An 18483-nucleotide genomic window follows, 5' to 3' on the forward strand; every position below is an offset into this window, starting at 1 on the left:
GGACAATACTGGCGGTTTGCACGCCGGGTAGGGTTTCAAGCTTGGCAACGGCCGCAGGGCACAGGGCCGCCAGCGCATCCGCCTGATCGCGCGGGACTTCAAGCGTCAGCGCCAGTCGCCCCTGTTCGTAGGAGCACGACTGCACCCGCCCTGCTTCCGCCAGAGACAGACCCGTGGCGGGGTCCTGAGCCTGATGCAGGAGGCTGAGAATATCGTCGGGGGAGAAGGGAGCGTTCTGCGCCACGGGTCTGATCCTGATGCTGGTGGGTCACGCCTTGCGGAACAAGGCAGAGGGCGCGGCCCTGAAAAAGGGGAAGGGGAAAAGGCCGCGCGTGTTGTTTTTTCCGTCTGCGGGCGGAAAGAGGCCATATTTTTTCTGGCACAGATTAGGCGGGATGGGTAGATGGGCGGCAGCCTCGGGCTATAAGGAACAGGAACTGGCGTGCGTAACAAGCATACGATGCCGGGCATGGGAGAGAGAGGCAGAGCGGGTATGCAGCAGGTGGAAAACCCGCAGAATGCACCTGTAACGCAGGATCGAATGCAGGATGGTGCCTGGTGGCGTCTGGCAGCAGGCCTGCGCGACAGGCTGGCCGCAACGTCGCATACGCTGTCCCTCAGGGGGCGTGACCATCGGGTGGACGCGCTGCGGGGTGCTGCTTTGCTGATGATGTTTGTCGATCATATTCCCCAGAACCTGCTCAACCGCTTTACCATGCGCAATGTCGGCTTTGCCGATGCGGCCGAGGTGTTCGTGCTGCTGGCGGGATATGCGTCCTGGCTGGCTTACGGGCGGGCCTTTGGCAAATACGGCATGCGCGTAACACTGGGCCGCCTGCTGCGGCGCTGTGTGCAGCTTTACATAGGCCAGACAATCATGGTTGTGGCCTATGTGTTCATTATCCGCCTGTGGCGGCATTTTACGCCGGTTTCGGTTGACTATCTGGAGCCCGAACTGGCGCATGGCATGAGCTGGGTGTGGAGGGTCATGAGTTTTGACGCCCTGCCCAGTAACCTCAATATCCTGCCTCTCTATATTGTGTTGCTGGCGGGCTTTCCGCTGTTTTACCTGCTCATGCGGGTACAACATTCCCTTGCCCTTGTGCTGGCCGGAGCAATCTGGGCGCTGGTCAACCTTGACCCGGCGGTGAATTTTCCAAACTGGCTCGACCCGGATGGCTGGTATTTCAATCCGTTTGCCTGGCAGTTCCTGTTCGCGCTGGGGCTGACAGCTTCCGAGCGGACACAGCGGCGCGGCAAGGATTTTGCCCGGCTGCGCTGGCTGGTGGGTGTATGCTGGGCCTATCTGGCGTTTTCAGCCTGCAGGCATTCCCGTGGATGCAGTGGAACCTGCCTGACCTGCGGCCTTTTGGCGATGCCGTGGCCCCGGCCAAGGCGTGGCTCTCGCCTTTGCGGCTTTTGGATGTGCTGGCCATTTTCTATCTGGTGCAGTCTTCCGCCGCTGCGCGGCGCTGGTCGGGCGAGACAGTGGTGGGGCAGATACTGGCCTGTGTGGGCCGCCATTCGCTTGAGGTATTCGTTATTGGTACTGTGCTCGACCTGCTGGCCCGTCTGGTGTTCAGCACGTTTGGGGATATGTGGTCGCTACAGGTGGGCGTGAATGTGGTGGGGCTGGGCGTGCTGCTGAGCCTCGCCTTCTGGCTTGACCAGCGGCGCGGTGTGGGTCGGCCGGTCGCCCACTCCGCCTGAGCCGGTCTTGCTGGCCTGCGTTTGATTGGCTTACCATACCCGCAAGTCTATCCATGACGTGAAAGTGTGTTTGCCCATGTTTCTGTCCCCCCCCCCGTTTCGCGCTATTCTGCTGTCCGGTGTGCTGTTGGGGGGCGTCGTCTGGACAGGAATAGGGGCCGCACGGGCGGACGGAGCACCTGCGGCACCCGTGGCCGTAGCGGGGGCTCCGCGCCCCGTGCCGGAAAGTTTTGCCGATCTGGCGGCCCGCCTGCTGCCTGCCGTGGTGAACGTTTCCACCACCCAGACAGTGCGCGGCGAAGCGGATGGTGATGATGAGGATGACGACGACCAGCCTCGCAGGTGCCTGACTTCCCGCGTGGCTCACCGTTCGAGAAGTTCTTTCATGACTTCATGAACCGCCAGACCGACCCCAACGCTCCGCCCCGGCGCATGCAGGCGCTTGGGTCTGGCTTTATCATCGACCCGCAGGGTATATCGTCACCAACAATCATGTGATCCGCAAGGCGGACCGCATTACCGTGACCCTGCAGGACAACACGGTGCTGACCGCGCGCATGATCGGCCATGATGACAGGACGGATCTGGCGCTGCTCAAGGTGGACAGCCATACGCCGCTGCCTTTTGTGTCCTTTGGGGATAGTGACCGCCGCCGCGTGGGAGACTGGGTGCTGGCTATCGGCAATCCGTTCGGCCTGTCCGGCACTGTTACGGCAGGGATCATCTCCTCGCGCGGGCGTAATATCGACCAAGGGCCGTATGATGATTTCATCCAGACCGATGCGCCCATCAACAAGGGTAATTCCGGTGGCCCGCTGTTCGATATGGAAGGCAACGTCATTGGCGTGAACACGGCCATTTACTCTCCCTCGGGTGGGTCGGTCGGCATTGGCTTTTCCATTCCGGCTAACGAGGCGCGCGGTGTGCTCGAGCAGCTCCGCAAGAACGGCAAGGTCTCGCGTGGCTGGCTGGGCGTGCGGATACAGACGGTTACGCAGGACATAGCCGAGGGGCTGGGCCTGAAATCCGCCGGGGGCGCGCTGGTTGCGGGCGTGGAAAAAAATGGTCCAGCCGAAAAGGCGGGGCTGAAGACGGGCGATGTCATTCTCACGCTGGACGGCAAACCGGTGGATGGTCGCGCCCTGCCGCGCCTGTCCGCGCAGTTGCCGGTTGGGGCGCAGGCCCGGCTGAGTGTGTGGCAGCACGGCAAAACCCGTGATGTCACGCTGGTTGTGGGGGCCCTGCCTGAAACGCAGGACGAACCCCCGGCAAAGCCCGTGCAGGAACCCAAGGGGCCTGCCACGGTCAGCTTTTCAGATTTCGGTTTTTCGGTTTCGGCGCTCGATGCGGCCGCGCGGCAGAAATATAACCTGCCCGCCAACCAGAAGGGTGTTCTGGTCAATTCTGTGCGCGAAGACGGCATTGCCGCCGAACGTGGCCTGAAGGAAGGCGATGTCATTACCGAGGTGCAGCAGGCGGAGGTGACAACCCCTGCGGCCCTCAAGCAGAGGCTGGATGCCGCCCGTAAGGACCACCGGCGCACGGCGCTGCTGCTGGTGCATGATACGGACGGCGTGCGGTGGATTCCGCTCCCCCTGGGAGGGGAGACCACACCCTGAGCCTCTCGACTGCACACTGGTGGGTAAAGCTGCGGCATTGGCCGATGACCTTGCCCGGTCTGTCTTCTCTGGGGCGCTGGCGTGTCGAATCCGCCTTCTGCCAGTCTATACGCCTGCTCAGTGCGGTGGGCGTTTCGGCTGTGGCCGCGTGGCTGATCAACCTTCAGGAACCGGGCTGGGCGCTGATTACCTCGGTTATCGTGACCCAGAACAGCATTACGGACACCATTTCCAAAGGGCGTGACCAGTTGGTGGGTACGCTGATCGGCGCTTCGGTCAGCGTTATTCCCATTACGCTCATGATGTTTCTGCACTGGCCGTTATGGTGGGCGTTTGCGCTGGCTTTCGTGCCGCTGGTTGTGCTGGTGTCGTTCAAGCCTGAAGCGCGCATGGGCATTGTCACGCTCATGATTGCCATTCTGTTTCCGACGGATGACAGCCCCTATATGCGCCCGATCGAGCGGGTGCTCGCGATTATGATCGGGGTGAGTGCTTCAACACTTGTAACCTATGTGGTGCTGCATGAGCAGGCTCGGCGTGATGCTTTTCGGAGTGCGGCCGTAACGGTGCGCCAGATTCTGGCCATGCTGCAAAAGGCGCGTGCAGGCCATGTCGAATGGTCCGTTATTCAGGACATGAACGACGAATGCGCGGCCTCGCTCCGTCTGGTGCATGCGGCACTGGAAGAAGCACGGCGCGAACACTGGGTGCCGCTGGAAGAGCGAGATCCCATGCTGGCCCGCCTGCCCAATGGCCTGCGGCAGTTGCAGATGGATGCGCTGGTGGTGGCGCGCGCCATGCTCAGCCTGCCTGATAGCGGGGTGGCGCTGCCCGCGCAGTCCGCCGCCTCGTTGCGGGCGGGCATGTTGCGGGGGTTTCAGTGGATCATCCAGCGTTGTGAGAGCGAAGCCGTGGCCCGTACGGGTGAGGATAACCGGATTGCGGCGGAAGTAATCGCGGCTCTGCCGTCTGCTACGGGCACGAGTGATCCGATTATCCGCTTTGTGGTCGGTATCCTGCTGACAGACCTGCGCCACCTTATCCAGCTTCTGGGTGATGATGATGCCGACAGGATGCCCAAAAACCGCTACTGGAGCAGCTGGCGTTCCCTGTTCGCGCGGCGTGCTAAAACTGCCTGAAAAAATTTCGGGCACAGATATGACCGGGTAACAGACGATTCGTACGCCACGGCGCATTGCTTGCAGCGGGTATGGAGGCAGCGCCGTATCAGGCTTTGGCGGACATGCCAGCCCTGCCGGGCACCACGGAGCGGACAAGTGGCATGACGGAGGGGGAGTATGGGGTAAACTCGTGCCAACCTGTGCCCCAACAGGTTGAACATGAGTTTGTAAGGATACCTCCCCATGGCAAATTGTCCTGTGAAATGCCCCAAATCTCCCTGCGTGCGTGGCCTGCTTCTGGTTGGTCTGATCGCGAGCGCATTCTATTTCTTCCGTAAAAAGAAGTGCTGCGGCTAAGGCAAAGCCGGCCGTCCCGGTTCTTGTTCGGGAGTGGCTCTGGCCCGTCCGGTTCGCCGGGCGGGTTTTTTTGTATCAGTGCGCCAAAGACACAAACGACCGGCGCTAACGAATAACGCTTTGTCTTTGCGTGTGTTATGGTCAGAATAACGGATCGTATTCAGCCGGGCGGCTCATCGTGCGGAAGGGGCCTGTGGCCCCATGCCGGGAGCACGCTGTTTGTGGCTGATGATGGAAAGGATTGAAGACCATGCACATTCATGCTCCGCGTTTTTCTTTCAAGGCTCTGGCACTCTTTGCAACCGGCCTGTGCGCCTTTGGTGGGGCGGTGCTGCCTTCAGCCGCTCATGCGCAGGCTTCCGTACTGCTGAAGCACCAGCAGACCAGCGCCATTGTGGAAACGGTGGACCGTGAAGCGCGTGAAGTTCTCCTGCGTGAGGATAATGGTCACCTGATCACCATCGAATATGGTGCAGGCGTGAGCGACCTGCCGCACCTTCATGAAGGCGACCACCTGCGGATTTCCTTTGTGGAAACACTGGGCGCGGATATGGCACCTCCCGGCAGCCCCCTGCCTGAATCCACCCTGACAACGGCGCGCGGCTTTGCGCATGGTCACCCGCGTGGTGTGATTGCCGCCTTCAACCGTGAGCGCGCCACCATTCAGGCTATCGACCTCAAGACACATTCCGTCTCCTTCGTGACCGATGATAACGCGCTGCATGTGGCCGTTCTGCACACCAAAGCCATGCAGGATTTTCTGGCTACGCTGAAAGTGGGTGACGTGGTGGACATGACGCGGATGGAATCAATTTCCTACGTGATCACTAACGAAACCGTGCCTGCCGCGGCTCCTCAGGCTGCTGCGCCTGCTCCTTCTGTCGCACCAGTTCCGGCTCCCGCTCCCGCCGCGCAGTAACATAGCTTGTCTGCCCGGCCGGTTCTGATGGGGGATTATTCCCCACAGACTGGCCGGTACAGGATGAAACCGGGGAGGAAGCAGTGACAGACTCTCTTGTGGTGCGGCGTCTTGCCTCGCGGGAAATACCGGAGGCTTATCCGGTTATCGCGCAGTTGCGAACGCTCGACAGGGCTTCGTTCGAGCAGGCGGTGCTGCGGCAGATGGCCGCCGGATATGAGCTGATCGGCGCATTTGAGGCCGGGATGCTGGTGGGCGTGATAGGGTTGCGGCCCGTACATACGCTTGCGCGTGGCGCGTTTTTGCATGTGGATGATCTGGTGGTGGATGCCGCTTGCCGAGGGCGGGGCATAGGCCGCGCTCTTATGGCTTATGCGCAGGAAGAAGCCACGGCACGCGGCATGGGTACCGTGTTTCTGGATGCCCGCGATACCGCCGTGCCGTTTTATGAACAGCTCGGATTTGAGCTGCATCAGGCTCCCTCCATGCGGTGCAGGGTAGGATGAAGCATGGCAACACCAGTGACACGCCGCCAAACGGCGGGCCGCAAGCCAGTATCACCCAAAAATACTGATGAAAATCAGGCCGCAGTTCTCGCAACAGGGTCTCTGGCTAGCCCCGCGAGGGAACTGACACTTGAGGAATCTCTGGGTGCGCAGATCCGTCAGCTTCGCCGCCGCGCGGAGTTGACCGGGAGCGACCTTGCGACAGCGGCGGGCATTTCGCTCGGCATGTTGTCAAAAATAGAAAATGGCCAGATTTCTCCATCGCTTTCCACATTGCAGGCTGTCTGCCGCGCACTCAATATTCCGCTAAGCCAGCTTTTTGCCACCGCCGAGGAACAGCGCGACTGTTCTTTTGTGCGGGCGGGGCAGGGTGTGGCAATCGAGCGGCGCGGCACCAAGGCCGGGCATCATTACCGCTTGCTGGGCCATCTGCTCAGCGGGCCACTGGTGCTGGAGCCGTATCTGATTACGCTGCATGACGATGCCCAGCCTTATGTCAGCTTCAGGCATCAGGGAATCGAAATGCTGTACATGCTCAAAGGGCGTGTAGCCTATCGGCACGGCGAGGAAGTGTACGAAATGGGGCCGGGCGATACGCTGATGTTCGATAGTCAGGCCCCGCATGGACCTGAAAAATTTATTGAAAAACCAATTAGTTATCTGTCGATCATCGTGTATCCCCGACAGGGTGAATAAAACGGAATATTTCCTGATAGGAAAGTTTTATTCTTTACCGTTGACACATCGTTTCGTCTTCTGATTGTATGGTGACAGTTGTTCCATGCTCTTCGGGGGTTTGCGATGTGCGGCATCGTAGGATTGTTTATCAAAAACCGGGCGCTTGAGCCTGAATTGGGGCGTCTGACGTCCCAGATGCTGAAAACCATGACCGAGCGCGGCCCCGATAGCGCGGGTTTTGCAGTCTATAACGGTGCAGGCAAAGGCCAGCGCAAGATGACCGTCCGCGGCCTGTCCGATGGTAATATCGGCCCGTTTGAAGCTGGATTTCTGGAAATTATCGGTGGTAGCGGCGAAGTTCACAAGCGCCATGACCACGTAATCCTGACCTATGCTGCCGAGCATGAACCGCCGTGCGCGCCTATGTCGATATGTTTGCCGATGGCGTGGCTTTTGCTTCCAGCGGCGAGAGCATTGAACTGTACAAAGGAGTGGGCCTGCCCGAACAGGTTGCTTCGTGTTTCGCTCTGGAAAAAATGAGTGGTACACACGCAATTGGTCATACGCGAATGGCGACGGAATCAGCCGTGACAGTGGCTGGCGCACACCCTTTCTCCACCGGGCCGGATCAGTGCCTCGTGCATAACGGTTCGCTTTCCAACCATAACTCCCTGCGCCGCCAGCTCGTGCGCGAAGGGCTGCGCTTCGAGACGGAAAACGATTCCGAAGTGGCGGCGGGTTATCTGTCCTGGCGCCTGTCCAAGGGCGAAAAGCTTGATCAGGCTCTCAAGGCGTCTCTGAACGATCTTGATGGTTTCTATACTTTTGTCGTTGGTACGCGTGATGGCTTTGCCGTTCTGCGCGATCCGGTGGCGTGCAAGCTGCTGTCATGGTCGAGACAGATGATTACGTGGCGTTTGCCTCGGAATACCGCGCGTTTGCCGGTCTGCCCGGCATTGCCAGTGCTGAGGTGTTCGAGCCGGAACCGCAGCGGTTTATCATTGGGAACACGCAGCGTAAGGCGGGATTGAAGCAATGCAGACGATAGATTTGAATACGACCACGCTGCGTGAGCTGAACAGCCGCCTGCAGACGGAAAGTGCTGGTACGCAATGCAAGGTTTCCAACCCTAATGGTCGGCACGCGCTGGCCGTGGGGCTGACCCAGCCGATTGAGGTCACGATTGAAGGCCATACCGGGTATTACGCTGCGGGTATGAACCAGAAAGCCAGCGTGGTTATCAACGGCAATGCCGGTCAGGGCGTTGCAGAAAACATGATGAGTGGGCGGGTGCATGTCACGGGCAATGCCAGCTCCAGCGCCGGGGCCACGGCCCATGGTGGCCTGCTGGTGATTGAGGGTGATGCCGGTGCACGCTGCGGTATTTCCATGAAGGGTGTCGATATTGTCGTGCGTGGCTCCATTGGCCACATGAGTGCTTTCATGGCGCAGAGCGGCAATCTGGTTGTTTGTGAGGATGCTGGCGAAGCGCTCGGAGATTCCCTTTACGAGACACGTATTTTCGTGCGCGGCAAGGTGCGTAGCTTGGGGCGGACTGTGAAGAAAAGGAAATGAAGGCCGAAGACCGCGCCATCCTTACAGCCCTGCTCGAACAGGCCGGTATAACGGACTGCAAGGCTGAAGAGTTCCGGCTCTATGGCTCGGCCCGCACGCTCTATCACTTCAACGTCGATAACGCATCGGCATACTGAGGCTGTCATGACTGAAAAACATCACGATTACACAAAGACAACGCCCCGGTTTTCCGCCACGTTCGATCCGTTCACCGTTTCGCAGATCCAGCGCGCGGCCGCGACAGGCATTTACGACATCCGTGGTGGTGGCACCAAGCGCAAACTGCCGCATTTTGATGACCTGCTGTTTCTTGGCGCGTCCATGTCGCGTTATCCGCTTGAGGGCTATCGTGAGCGTTGTGGCACGGATGTTGTGCTCGGCACGCGTTTTGCCAAAAAGCCTATCCACCTGAAAACCCCGGTCACGATCGCGGGTATGTCCTTTGGCGCGCTGTCCGCGCAGGCCAAGGAAGCTCTAGGCCGTGGCGCCAGCGCTGTAGGAACCTCCACCACCACGGGTGATGGTGGCATGACACCCGAGGAACGTGGTCATTCCTCTACGCTGGTTTATCAGTATCTGCCGTCACGCTACGGCATGAACCCCGATGACCTGCGCAAGGCCGATGCGATTGAAATCGTGGTGGGGCAGGGTGCCAAGCCCGGTGGTGGCGGTATGCTGCTGGGGCAGAAAATCTCCCCGCGTGTGGCACAGATGCGCGACCTGCCCGAAGGGATCGACCAGCGCTCTGCCTGCCGTCACCCGGACTGGACTGGCCCGGATGATCTGGAAATCAAGATCGAAGAACTGCGCGAAATCACCAATTGGGAAAAGCCGATTTACGTCAAGGTCGGTGCCAGCCGTCCGTATTACGATGTGTCGCTTGCGGTGAAGTCAGGGGCCGATGTTGTGGTGCTTGACGGTATGCAGGGTGGCACGGCGGCAACGCAGGAAGTGTTTATCGAGCATGTTGGCCTGCCCATTCTGGCCGCTATTCGTCCGGCGGTGCAGGCGCTGCAGGATCTCGGCCTGCATCGTAAGGTGCAGCTTATTGTCTCTGGTGGTATCCGTACCGGGGCCGATGTGGCCAAGGCGCTGGCGCTGGGTGCTGATGCCGTGGCCATTGGCACCGCGGCTCTTGTGGCGCTGGGGGATCAGAGCCCCGATCTGGCGGCTGAATACGCCAAGCTCGGCACAGTGCCCGGCGCGTATGATGACTGGCAGGATGGCCGCGACCCGGCAGGGATCACAACGCAGGACCCCACGCTGGCCGCAAGGCTGGACCCAATTCTAGGTGGGCGGCGTCTGGCCAACTACCTCTCGGTTCTGACCATGGAAGCCCAGACCATCGCGCGGGCCTGTGGCAAGAGCCACCTGCATAACCTTGAACCCGAAGACCTGGTGGCCCTGACAATCGAGGCAGCCGCCATGACGCGCCTACCTCTGGCGGGAACAGACTGGTACCCGGGCAAGGCCGGTTTCTGAAAGGCGTTTGATCAAGACAGGACTTCCCCCGTGCCACCAGCCGGGGGAAGCAGTGTTAAGGAATGGAAGCGCACCAATGGATAACGTCCAACAAAAATGTTACGATCTAGAAACTGTGGCCCGTGAAAAGGGTATTCGCTATTTTCTGATCTCGTTTATAGACCTTTCCGGCGCGCAGCGCGCCAAGCTCGTGCCCGCTTCGGCTATTGCCGATATGCAGAAAAATGGCGCGGGCTTTGCCGGTTTTGCGGCAGCGTTCGATATGTCTCCCGCCGATCCTGACCTTCTGGCTATCCCCGATGCTTCGGGCCTTGTGCAGCTTCCCTGGAAGCCCGAAGTCGGCTGGCTGCCCGCAGACCTGAAAATGCACGGCCAGTACGTAACGCAGGGGCCGCGTAACACGCTCAAGCGCCTGATTAAGCGTGCAGCCGATCAGGGCATTACGGTCAAGACTGGTGTGGAAGCCGAGTTCTTTCTGGTCACCCCCGATGGTGCTCAGGTTGGTGACGAGCACGATTCCAGCGTCAAACCCTGCTATGATGCATCAGCCCTGATGCGCCGTTACGATGTGATTGCCGAACTGTGCGACGCCATGCAGTCTCTTGGCTGGGAGCCGTATCAGAACGACCATGAAGATGCCAACGGCCAGTTTGAAATGAACTGGAAATACGCCGATGCGCTGGTGACAGCCGATCGGCATGTTTTTTTCAAGTTCATGGCGCGCGCTATTGCTGAAAAACACGGCCTGCGGGCAACGTTTATGCCCAAGCCTTTCATGCACCTGACAGGCAGTGGCTGCCATGCCCATATCTCGCTGTGGCAGGGTGATGAAAATATCTGCCGCGATCCGGCGGATAAAATGGAACTGTCGGCCAAGGGGTATAACTTTGTCGGCGGGCTGATCCATAACGCCAAGGCGCTGTGTGCTATTCTCAACCCCACGGTTAATTCCTACAAGCGGATCAACGCGCCGCGTACGGTCTCGGGGGCAACCTGGTCACCTAACACCGTTACCTATGCAGGGGATAACCGCACGCACATGATCCGCGTGCCGGGCGGAGGCCGGTTTGAAATGCGTCTGCCCGATGGCGCGGCCAATCCCTATCTGTTGCAGGCTGCCCTGCTGGCGGCTGGTCTGGATGGTATTGAGCAGGGGCGTGACCCCGGTGAGCCTCTGGATATCAACATGTATCTTGAAGGTTACAAGGTGCAGAACGCCATGCGCCTGCCGCTGAACCTGCTTGATGCCCTGCGTGCGCTGGACGAATCAACCGTGCTGCGCGGCATGCTGGACGATGGTTTTGTTGACCCCTATCTCAAAATCAAAACCGCAGACTGGAATGCGCATTGTGGCCATCTGTCCGAATGGGAACGGCAGATGACCATGGATTGCTAAGGATTTTTTAATGATAAGGTGAACTTATACCCTTCATAAGGTATAGTTCACCTATGATCGAAAATAACTCTGGAAAGAGAGTTCTTTGCTGTATAATGTTACGAAACTAAAATAAAAATGTTCCTGTCCTGGCACGTGGGCCGATAGAATATCAGGAAAAGGAGCAAAAGACGGGATAGGTAACAGTTTTTTTGAAATTTTACTGATCACAAGAAGATTTTTCTATGATCAGGGTATAGGGCTGTTACCTCCCGGATTTGGTAGTCGCGTACATCTGACAACTGAATGAGACCAATAAAAGGGGGATCTGTATGTTAAGATTGTGTAAAAAGCTACTACCAACGGGCGTGACGCTGGCTTCACTGGCGGCACCCATTTCGGCCATGGCCGAAGACGCGGCGGCAAAACCCGCTTATGGCCTGCCGGACACGGCCTATGTTGCGACCTGTGCGCTCTTTGTCATGCTCATGATGCTGCCGGGTCTTGCCCTGTTTTATGGCGGCATGTCACGCAGCAAGAATGTCCTGTCCATTCTGACCCAGGTTTTTGCAGGGGCCTGTCTGGTTATTTTCCTGTGGACGGCTGTGGGCTATACCCTCACCTTCAGCGAAGGGCCGTTTCAGTCGGTTATTGGCGGGTTGGACAAGATTTTCCTGCGGGGTGTCACGCCGGATAACAATGTCGGTGTTCTGCCTGAATATCTCTATTATTTCTTCATGGCGCTGTTTGCGGCCATTACGCCGCCCATTATTGTCGGCTCGTTTGCCGAGCGGATGCGTTTTGCAGCAGTTCTGGTTTTTCTGGGCGTGTGGTTCCTGATCGATTATGTGCATGGCGCATATGGCTTGGGGCGGCGGCTGGGTTGCTGACTGGGGCGCGCAGGATTTTGCCGGTGGTAACGTCGTGCATATGAATGCTGGTGTTGCGGCTCTCGTTGCTTCTATCATGATTGGTAAGCGCCGCGGTCTGGGCTCCGTTGTTATGGCGCCGCATGACATGACCATGACCTATACGGGTGGCTGCATGCTGTTCGTGGGCTGGCTGGCTTTCTGTGCGGATGCGATTACGCGGTCAGCGGCCATGCCATCGAGCTGGTTATCAACACCATGCTGGGCGGTGTTGGCGGTGCTCTGGGCTGGATGATCATGGAATGGGTGCATCGTAAACGCCCCAGCACCTTTGGTATCATTTCCGGGGCTATTGCTGGTCTGGTTGGTATTACGCCTGCCTGCGGGTTTGTCAGCCCGGCCGGGTCCATTGCCGTGGGTGTGCTGACCAGTGCGGCTTGTATCTGGGCTGTTGATAACCTGAAAAACATCTTCGGTTACGATGATGCGTTTGACGTGTTCGGCATCCACGGTATTGGCGCGATGGTCGGCGGCCTGCTCACAACCGTTTTCGCGGCCCCCTACCTCGGCGGTGTTGGTTACAGCGAAGGGCGGGACATGCTCTCCCAGATGGGTGTGCAGGTCTTTATCATGGGCTTCAGCATTCTGGTCTCTGTCGTGGCGACGTTCATTGCCATGAAAGCAGCAGCCCTGACTGGTGGCCTGCGTGTGAGCGACGAGATTGAAGAATCCGGCCTCGATCTGGCCTGCCATGGTGAAACGGCCTATCGCCTCAGCACTATGACTGGTGATGAGGAAGCGGTTTACCACTAAGGGTATTTTCTTAATCATCTAGTAAAAAAACCCCTGCCAACTTCGGTTGGCGGGGGTTTTCTCTTATGGGGTGGAGGGGGTTACCCTCCACCCTGCGTAAGGTCAGATATTGAAGGTATCGCGCAGGCGGTACCATTGCTCGAAAAATGGCACGGCGGCCGGAGCAAATTTCTGGAATGGGTGCGAGGGAAAGCGCAGGCCGGTAAATTCCGAAAACCCTTCGGGCTTGTCCATAACCTGTAGAGCGATCTTGCGTCCGAACCATGTGGAGCGCGAAACACCCGTGCCGCAATAGCCTACGGCATAATGCAGTCCGTCGGGGGCCAGGCCCAGATGCGGGAACTCATCAAACGTATAGCCAATCTGTCCAGACCATGCGTGAGAAAGGGTCAGATCTCCCGCCTGTGGGAAAACATCAAGCAGATCACGGGCCAGATGGGCATAGGCTCTAGCACTGCTGGCAGAGGCACCACGGCCGACACGCCCCCCCCAGATCAGGTGAGGTTGGTCTGGGGCTGCACGGAAATAGGAGAAAACACGGGCAGAATTTCCATACATGCGCCCGCCGGGCATGAGAGCCTGCAGGCGTTCAGCAGGCATGGGGGCGGTTGCAATCAGGGCTGATGTGACGGGTACAATCCGTTTGCGGCAGAAACTGCTGAAAGACTGCTGGTATCCATTGGTAGCGATAATGACCTGTCGGGCTTTCATGCTGCCACGTGGCGTTATGAGGGTAAAACTGTCAGAGTCACGCTGTACAGCGGTAACAGGGGCCTGACAGATCAGCCGTGCACCAGCATTTTGTGCCCTGTCGAGCAGACCAGCATGGTAAAGGCCGGGGTGCAGGCTGGCATCCTGAGGCAGCACAGAGCCGCCATGGAAGAAATCCGTTGCAATTTCCTTATGCTGTTCCGAACGCGGAACCATGAAGGAGTGTACCCCCGCATAGCGTTCGAGGTCTTGCATATCACGCGCCATGGCATCGTAATGCTCGGGCCGCACGGCACCACGAAAACGGCCACAACGCTTGAAAAAGCAGGATATTTTCTCGTCTGTGATCAGGGTTTCCATGTTGTCGAGCATGGCAACGCCTTCCATCAGAAGGGCCTGTGCCTTTTTCATCCCCATCATGTCGATCAGGGTTTTGACACGGAATTTCTGATTGCCTGAGCCAACTTGCCCGCCATTGCGGGTGGATGCGCCGTATCCGGCTGTCCCAGCTTCCAGAATGGTGACGGCCCGGCCCGCCCGCGCCAGTGTCAGGGCAGCAGACAGGCCGGTAAAGCCAGAGCCTACTACAGCAACATCCGCAAATCCTGAGACCGCGTCGTCATGCGCCAAGGCGGGCATGGCTTCCCACCAGTAGGGCTTGTGTATGAAAGGCACGGCACGCCCCTGCGCCAGATCGGACAGGGTGATGGGAGAAAGAGCGGTAGGCAAGCGGGTCTCCTGAACCGGGATGTGCCGGTTTCCTTAATGGATTCGGAATAGGCGGACAGTGTGCGAAAAAATGAAATAATTTTCAGTATTTTTCCACACATGGCTCCATGTTTTTCTAACATGGCGCTTCCGCTTGACCGATTCAGAAAAACACTCAGCCGATATGGAAGGACGCGATTTCGGTAGGGGGGATAAGGCCCGGCAGATTTTGCGGATCAGGCTCGGGGGGGAGCACTTGCATACGTACGGGAATAACGCCTGCCCATACGGGAAAATCGAGGTCTGATCCTTCATCCTGCGGGGGGCCAGTGCGCACTTTGGCCGAGGCCTCGGTAATGGACATGCCAAGCACGGTCGTGGCTTTGAGTTCCTGTGCAGTAACAGGGCGCAGACGTTCCCACTGGCCCGGAATGGTTTTGTTGACCATATTGCGTAATTGTTTAGCTTTTTCGGTTTCGGACAGTTTTTCGGGGCGACCGAAAATCATGACCGAACGGTGGTTAATATTGTAGCTGAAGGCTGAACGCGCCATGACCAGACCATCGTAAAGCGAGACAGTCACGCACACATCCTGTTCCAGCACGCTGTCGATCATGCGGCTGGCGGATGACGCATGCCAGAAAATACGATCTCCATCACGCCATTGCAGCGTAGGCGTGACAATGGGTGTGCCGTTATGCACGTATCCGACATGGCAGAGCGGCATGGCATCCAGTATGGCGTGCACGGTCTGCGGGTCGTAAGACGCGATCTGGTGAAAGCGCCGCACGCGGGTGCGCGCACTGGGGGGCGGGGGAGCGGTCGGTCCGGTCATGGTCTGTCTTTCAGCTATGGGGTGGTAGACGGGCGAATAGGCTCTCGTTCAGGTTGTGCGCCATGGCGTTAAAGCCGGGCAGAAGCGGGGCCAGTGTGCTTTCCAGACCTGCTGCGCGTTCAACGCCCAGCGCTTTTTCCATGCTGGCCTTGTATTCAGGAATGGCGCTCCATTCCGCTACGGTGGTGTCGGTCATTTCCACATGGTACTGCAAACCCCATGCGTGGGGGCCGACCCGCATGGCCTGTACGGGGCAGGCTGCGTTGGCGGCCAGTATCACCGCACCTTCGGGTAGGGTCTGAACTTCTGCCCCGTGCCACTGGAAAATTTCCATTTCATGGGGGGTTTTGGAAAACAGGGTGTCATGCTGTCCCTCTTCTGTCAGGTGGATAGTGGCAAGCCCGACCTCGGGTTCTTTCATCAGCCCCACATGCCCACCCAGAGCCTGTGCCAGAAGCTGATGCCCCAGACAGATACCGAAATAGGGCTTACCCAGATCACGAACCATGTGCGGATTGCGGACATTTCGCGCACCAGCCAGGGGTTTTGTTCAGTCTCCCAGACATCCATCGGCCCGCCAAGTACGACCAGCAGATCAAAATCTTGCAGGGGGGGGATGGCGTCATCGCGGTTGAAATGAACGGTATGAACGTCGTGTCCGGCTTTTTTCCAGAAATCACGGAAAACGCCGGGGTGTTCGACATCAAGATGCTGGAAGACAAGAATATTCATGAAAACCTCGGCAGAAATACAAGAGCACCATGGCAGGATGCCACGGTGCGGAGGATGGGTGATAGGGCCAGTTGCTGCGTGCAAAAGGAGCCAATTGACATGTGGCCCTTTCGCGCCTTGTCAGCAGGGGAAGCCTGCTCCACGATAGGCTATGCCCGAACAATTGTCGTGTGGGGAAGCCGTGCCACGTCAATATGCTGCCTCTGGTTCGTTGCTGGCCTTTAATCTGGAGCCTGACAGCGGGCAGCCGGTTTACGCTCGGCTTTATGCGCAACTGCGCGAGGCCATTCTGACTGGTCGTGTCGAGGCGGGCACGCGCCTGCCTGCTAGCCGGGTTCTGGCGGCGGAGTTAGGGCTGTCGCGTAATACGGTGGTGGCGGCCTATACCCGTCTGGCAGATGAGGGCTATGCCCATGCGCGCGGTGGCGCTGGTGTTTATGTGGCATCTGTTTTGCCAGAGGATGCGGCATTTCCCCCGTTGGAGGCCCGTACCGACGCGGTGCCCGATGAGGGAGCGGGCGCGCCGCCTGTTTTGTCCGCGCGGGGGCGGCAGCTTGCCGCTATGGGGCTTGAAGGCGGGAGCGCGAGCCCGGTTCCCTTTGTGGCGGATGTACCTGCTTTTGATGTTTTTCCGCTCGATAGCTGGGTCAGGCTGATGGCGCGAAGCTGGCGGCAGGTGCAGCCTGATATGCTCGGTTATGCACCAGCGGCAGGCCATGCGCCCCTTCGTGAGGTCATAGCCCAGAACCTGCGCGCAACGCGGTTTTTGCGGGCGGCGGGTAGCGATGTGATCATGACATCGGGTTCGCAGCAGTCGCTGGATCTTCTGGCGCGCGTGCTGCTGGACCCCGGAGAGGCTGTCTGGGTTGAAGAGCCGGGTTATGGCGGCACTCGCAGCGCCTTTAGTGCGGCAGGGGCAAGGCTTGTGCCGGTGCCAGTCGATGCCGAGGGCCTGTCCGTGGAGGAAGGCCGCCGCCGTGAGCCTTTGCCCAAGCTGATTTTTGTCACGCCCTCGCACCAGTATCCCTTGGGGGTGACGATGAGCATGGCGCGCCGGGTCGAATTGTTGGCGTTTGCCCAGTCCTGCGGTGCGCTGGTGGTGGAGGATGATTACGACAGCGAGTTTCGCTACGCAGGCACCACGTTGCCCGCATTGCAGAGCATGGATAGCGCTGGGCGGGTTTTTTATCTGGGGACGTTCAGCAAATCGCTTCTGCCACGTTTCGGCTTGGGGTGCTGGTGCCGCCACCGGCTTACGCGGCGGCATTTGCCAACGCCAAAAGTGTGATCGACCGGCACCCGCCATTGCTGGAACAGGTCACGCTACTGTCTTTCATGCGCTCAGGCCAGTTTGCAGCCCATATCCGACGTATGCGCCGGATATACAGGGAGCGCCAAACGATACTGGTGGAGGAAATAACCCGGCATATGGGCGATATCGTGCATATGGAGCCGTCCGATGCGGGTGTGCATCTGATTGGTACCCTCAAAGACGGGCGCGATGACCGGGCTTTCTGTGCCGGGGCAAGGGCCTGCGGTATTCTGCTGCGGCCCTTGTCTGATACTTATCTTGGTCCCCCGGCCCGGCAGGGTGTGCTGTTCGGCTTTGCGGCCATTCCGCCACGGCGGATTATTACCGCCGTGCGCAGGCTGGCAGATTATGCCCGCAATGACGGAGCAGGCTGATCGCGCGGGATGGGCGGAGCCAGAAGCCTGAACAGCGGCCCGGTGAGTGTGGTGGACAGCACGGCAAGCACGACCAGTGCGGCAAAGGCGAATTCCGATAGCATGCCTTTCTGGTGCAGGATGGTGGCTGCCACGATTTCCATCAGCTTTGCATTGCAGCAGCGCGCCGATACCGAGTGTCTGGCGGAGTTTGAGCCCGGAGGTGGGCGGATAGAGGAAGACCGCAGCAATCTTGCTACGATCGACACCGCCACAAGTGCTAGAGACGCCAGAACGGAAGGCCATGTCAGGGCATCGCCATCGATTTTCATGCCCGAATGGCCGAAAAACAGCGGGGCGAGCCAGATCAGCGCGAAGGCTCCGACTTCTTCCACTGGCAGGCGGCGCACCCAGCTTGGGGGCATCAGCGCACCAGCGAAATAGGCCCCGATCAGCTCATGCAGGCCAAGCTGCATACTGGCCCATGCACCGGCAGCCATATAAACCGGCACCGTTACCCAGATAACCCATGTCGGCGGGTGCAGGAAATGGCGCGAGGCCCAGTTGCCAGCCGCCGCCATGGCGACAAGCAGCCCGATGGCCAGAAATTCCAGTGATGTCCAGCCATGCAGCGCGGAAGACCCGCGGGCTGCGAACTGAAGGGCTGCCAGCCCGATCCACAATGCTGCATCGTCCACCACGCAAGCTTGAGGGCAAGCTGGCCCATGGGTTTGTGCACAGGGTCAAGCTCGCGCACCACGCCAATCAGTACAGGCAGGGCGCTGACAGCAATGCAGAGCCCGATGGA

The 18483-nt window shown here is 58.9% G+C and carries 18 protein-coding genes and 3 pseudogenes; 14 read left to right on the forward strand and 7 right to left on the reverse strand.

Translation table 11 applies throughout. The annotated features are described in order from the left end of the window. On the reverse strand, nucleotides 1-244 hold a 244-nt coding region (locus JCM25143_RS15935; RefSeq protein WP_035370335.1), incomplete at its 3' end, for an iron-sulfur cluster assembly protein. Nucleotides 245-541: 297 nt separating this feature from the next. Here JCM25143_RS15935 and JCM25143_RS15940 point away from each other — a divergent pair. The 6 genes and pseudogenes from JCM25143_RS15940 to JCM25143_RS01860 all read left to right on the forward strand — a co-directional run bounded on the left by JCM25143_RS15940 (nucleotide 542) and on the right by JCM25143_RS01860 (nucleotide 6928). Next, nucleotides 542-1710: pseudogene (locus JCM25143_RS15940) on the forward strand (OpgC family protein). Between the two features lie 76 nt (nucleotides 1711-1786). Further along, nucleotides 1787-3329, forward strand: a pseudogene (locus tag JCM25143_RS15945) (DegQ family serine endoprotease). Between the two features lie 44 nt (nucleotides 3330-3373). Continuing rightward, nucleotides 3374-4468 (forward strand): FUSC family protein, encoded by a 1095-nt coding sequence (locus JCM25143_RS01845; RefSeq protein ID WP_025859827.1) that lies wholly within the window; start codon nucleotides 3374-3376, stop codon nucleotides 4466-4468. A 589-nt stretch (nucleotides 4469-5057) separates the two neighbouring features. Beyond that, nucleotides 5058-5726, forward strand: a complete 669-nt coding sequence (locus JCM25143_RS01850) for a hypothetical protein (protein WP_025859828.1) — start codon at nucleotides 5058-5060, stop codon at nucleotides 5724-5726. An 83-nt stretch (nucleotides 5727-5809) separates the two neighbouring features. Further along, a complete protein-coding gene (locus tag JCM25143_RS01855) occupies nucleotides 5810-6232 on the forward strand; it encodes a GNAT family N-acetyltransferase (RefSeq protein ID WP_025859829.1) in 423 nt (140 codons plus the stop codon). Nucleotides 6233-6235: 3 nt separating this feature from the next. Next, nucleotides 6236-6928 carry a helix-turn-helix domain-containing protein gene (locus JCM25143_RS01860; RefSeq protein WP_025859830.1) on the forward strand — a complete coding sequence of 231 codons (693 nt, stop codon included), beginning with the start codon at nucleotides 6236-6238 and terminating at the stop codon, nucleotides 6926-6928. Nucleotides 6929-6955: 27 nt separating this feature from the next. Here the strand turns inward: JCM25143_RS01860 and JCM25143_RS25500 are convergent, their stop codons facing one another. Then, nucleotides 6956-7282, reverse strand: coding sequence for a hypothetical protein (locus tag JCM25143_RS25500; RefSeq protein WP_234394871.1), 327 nt, complete (start codon nucleotides 7280-7282; stop codon nucleotides 6956-6958). Nucleotides 7283-7323: 41 nt separating this feature from the next. On the opposite strand from JCM25143_RS25500, the gene JCM25143_RS15950 reads away from it, so the two are divergent. From JCM25143_RS15950 to JCM25143_RS23175, 6 genes and pseudogenes are all read left to right on the forward strand, one after another. Then, entirely contained in the window at nucleotides 7324-7941 is a 618-nt protein-coding gene (locus tag JCM25143_RS15950) for a class II glutamine amidotransferase domain-containing protein (RefSeq protein WP_234394872.1), read from the forward strand. A gap of 4 nt (nucleotides 7942-7945) precedes the next feature. Next, nucleotides 7946-8485 carry a GltB/FmdC/FwdC-like GXGXG domain-containing protein gene (locus JCM25143_RS15955; RefSeq protein ID WP_234394873.1) on the forward strand — a complete coding sequence of 180 codons (540 nt, stop codon included), beginning with the start codon at nucleotides 7946-7948 and terminating at the stop codon, nucleotides 8483-8485. Next, entirely contained in the window at nucleotides 8482-8622 is a 141-nt protein-coding gene (locus tag JCM25143_RS23170) for a hypothetical protein (RefSeq protein WP_234394874.1), read from the forward strand. Before JCM25143_RS15955 ends, JCM25143_RS23170 begins: the two co-directional genes overlap by 4 nt. 7 nt (nucleotides 8623-8629) lie before the next feature. Continuing rightward, entirely contained in the window at nucleotides 8630-9967 is a 1338-nt protein-coding gene (locus JCM25143_RS01875; protein ID WP_025859831.1) for an FMN-binding glutamate synthase family protein, read from the forward strand. A gap of 115 nt (nucleotides 9968-10082) precedes the next feature. Further along, entirely contained in the window at nucleotides 10083-11363 is a 1281-nt protein-coding gene (glnT, locus tag JCM25143_RS01880) for a type III glutamate--ammonia ligase (protein ID WP_456303591.1), read from the forward strand. Between the two features lie 470 nt (nucleotides 11364-11833). Then, a pseudogene (locus tag JCM25143_RS23175) lies at nucleotides 11834-13024 on the forward strand (ammonium transporter). A gap of 102 nt (nucleotides 13025-13126) precedes the next feature. On the opposite strand, the gene JCM25143_RS01890 reads toward JCM25143_RS23175, so the two are convergent. The 4 genes from JCM25143_RS01890 to JCM25143_RS22595 form a co-directional block, all read right to left on the reverse strand. Continuing rightward, nucleotides 13127-14464 carry an NAD(P)/FAD-dependent oxidoreductase gene (locus JCM25143_RS01890; protein WP_025859833.1) on the reverse strand — a complete coding sequence of 446 codons (1338 nt, stop codon included), beginning with the start codon at nucleotides 14462-14464 and terminating at the stop codon, nucleotides 13127-13129. A gap of 154 nt (nucleotides 14465-14618) precedes the next feature. Continuing rightward, nucleotides 14619-15278, reverse strand: a complete 660-nt coding sequence (locus JCM25143_RS01895) for a pyridoxamine 5'-phosphate oxidase family protein (RefSeq protein WP_025859834.1) — start codon at nucleotides 15276-15278, stop codon at nucleotides 14619-14621. Nucleotides 15279-15288: 10 nt separating this feature from the next. Continuing rightward, nucleotides 15289-15786, reverse strand: a complete 498-nt coding sequence (locus JCM25143_RS15965) for a type 1 glutamine amidotransferase (protein WP_199897795.1) — start codon at nucleotides 15784-15786, stop codon at nucleotides 15289-15291. Further along, nucleotides 15699-16010 (reverse strand): type 1 glutamine amidotransferase family protein, encoded by a 312-nt coding sequence (locus JCM25143_RS22595; protein ID WP_199897796.1) that lies wholly within the window; start codon nucleotides 16008-16010, stop codon nucleotides 15699-15701. Before JCM25143_RS22595 ends, JCM25143_RS15965 begins: the two co-directional genes overlap by 88 nt. Nucleotides 16011-16221: 211 nt before the next feature. Here JCM25143_RS22595 and JCM25143_RS15970 point away from each other — a divergent pair, with 211 nt between their 5' ends. Beyond that, nucleotides 16222-17298, forward strand: coding sequence for an aminotransferase-like domain-containing protein (locus tag JCM25143_RS15970; RefSeq protein WP_234394875.1), 1077 nt, complete (start codon nucleotides 16222-16224; stop codon nucleotides 17296-17298). After that, nucleotides 17244-17696 carry an aminotransferase-like domain-containing protein gene (locus tag JCM25143_RS20560; RefSeq protein ID WP_051542756.1) on the forward strand — a complete coding sequence of 151 codons (453 nt, stop codon included), beginning with the start codon at nucleotides 17244-17246 and terminating at the stop codon, nucleotides 17694-17696. The genes JCM25143_RS15970 and JCM25143_RS20560 overlap by 55 nt, the downstream gene beginning before the upstream one ends. On the opposite strand, the gene JCM25143_RS21215 is transcribed toward JCM25143_RS20560, so the two are convergent. Next, nucleotides 17669-18376 (reverse strand): cation:proton antiporter, encoded by a 708-nt coding sequence (locus JCM25143_RS21215; protein WP_081773440.1) that lies wholly within the window; start codon nucleotides 18374-18376, stop codon nucleotides 17669-17671. The genes JCM25143_RS20560 and JCM25143_RS21215 overlap by 28 nt on opposite strands. Nucleotides 18377-18483 lie beyond the last annotated feature (107 nt).

It is taken from the genome of Acetobacter papayae JCM 25143 (assembly GCF_000613285.1).
GTDB classification, from domain to species: domain Bacteria; phylum Pseudomonadota; class Alphaproteobacteria; order Acetobacterales; family Acetobacteraceae; genus Acetobacter; species Acetobacter papayae.